The following is a 665-nucleotide window of genomic DNA, read 5'->3' as shown; positions in this document are numbered from 1 at the left end:
GGTGCCTATCTGAGTGTCGGAAACGCTCTTCAAGAATGTGCCGCGATGTCCCCCAGCTTCACTTCCCTGGGCTACAATTGCGTCTACACCAGCCGCTTCCAATTGTTTGGCTTCTTCAATTGTTGTTGCTGTACCAATTACAATTGTTCCACGCTGCTTCATCGTTTGGATCACATCTTGCGGTGGTATGCCAAAGGTAAAACTAAACACCGGGATTTCTTCATCCAGTAATACTTGCACCTGCTCTTCAAACGACTCCGAATATTTCTGGATCGCTGGATTTTGTGCAATGCCAAGTTCGACGCGATAAATATTGAGGTGATCTGCCATTTGTCCGATCGTTTCTTCCGATTCTATTCGTTGCTCAGGTACAAACAAGTTGACTCCAAACGGCTGATCCGTTAGTTGTTTGATCTCTCGTATCATGCTTCGGAGTTGTTCTGGTGTTAAGTATCCGGCACCTAAGTTGCCTAGACCCCCGGCGTTTGAAATTGCTGCTACCAATTCAGGAGTCGTAGGTCCACCTGCCATCGGCGCTAGGAAGATCGGGTATTGAATTTTGAGGGTACGTGTTAATTCTGTCTCAAGCATTTTTGAAAACCTCCTATTGTTGAACCTATAATGGAATCTTCATGATTTCGATTAATGCGAATTTCAAAGAAGTT

The 665-nt window shown here is 45.0% G+C and carries 1 protein-coding gene; it reads right to left on the bottom strand.

Features of this window, described 5'->3' with window-relative positions; genetic code table 11:
• On the bottom strand, positions 1-591 hold a 591-nt coding region (locus LCF57_RS18770), incomplete at its 3' end, for a nitronate monooxygenase (RefSeq protein WP_226002063.1).
• Positions 592-665 lie beyond the last annotated feature (74 nt).

This window comes from Paenibacillus sp. BJ-4 (assembly GCF_020404765.1).
In the GTDB taxonomy this organism is placed as follows: domain Bacteria; phylum Bacillota; class Bacilli; order Paenibacillales; family Paenibacillaceae; genus Paenibacillus.
The sequence above is the reverse complement of the archived record's forward strand: the minus strand, read 5'-3'. Positions and strand labels throughout refer to the sequence as shown.